Below are 732 nucleotides of genomic sequence, written 5' to 3' on the forward strand. Positions count from 1 at the left end.
ATACTGCTTCTTCAATGCCGTCAGTGTCGGAACATATTGTGACTGTTCGACAATTTTCAATGTTTGTGCGCCAGCATTCACGTCTTCTTCTGATTGACTGTCTTTGGATGCTTGATACTCGATAAGTTGCTCAATATCACGAGGACGAAGCTGGCCCTTTTTGTAGACCACTTGCTGGCTTACATAATAATAAGCAGGGCCAGGTCTAAAACGTTTGACGGCTTGTGAGGTTTGATTAAGCCCCGTAGCAATAATATCGATGTCGCCCTTCTTTAAGGCAGGGAAAAGGTCGGCTTGTCTGAAAGCGGGTTTGATTTCTAGCTTTACGCCCAACTCTTCTGCAAATTTACGCGCCAGCTCATAATCCAAACCCGCAGGGCCATCAGGACCAATGTAGTACGAGAGTTGGTTGTTGAGCGTGCCAACGCGTAGCACTCCGCGCTCTTGGATTTTCTCGAATTCACTTTTCGGCTGCGACTCAATTTGGCAGGCAGAAAGTAGTAGCACAGAAGCAAAAAGTAGGACGCTGCGCTTGAGTCGGTTGAAGTGGCGTATTTGCATTGATCGGTACATCTCAGAAAATTTCTAGTGGTCTTTATATCAAAGCGTGGAGATGGGGCAAAGCGAATCGGACAGATAGAGTGCGACATTGTGTGTTTTATCGACATTTCGGCTACAACTCAAATTTGACAAAAAAAATGACGCAAACGGTTGCTTTTGGTGTTACATCAC

General features: G+C 45.5%; 1 protein-coding gene. It reads right to left on the reverse strand.

Translation table 11 applies throughout. The features are described 5' to 3' along the window. A partial coding sequence (locus tag R7P74_RS26280; protein WP_318123576.1) for a transporter substrate-binding domain-containing protein occupies positions 1-561 on the reverse strand: 561 nt, incomplete at its 3' end. Between the last annotated feature and the right edge of the window lie 171 nt (positions 562-732).

The organism is Vibrio sp. 2033, assembly GCF_033339735.1.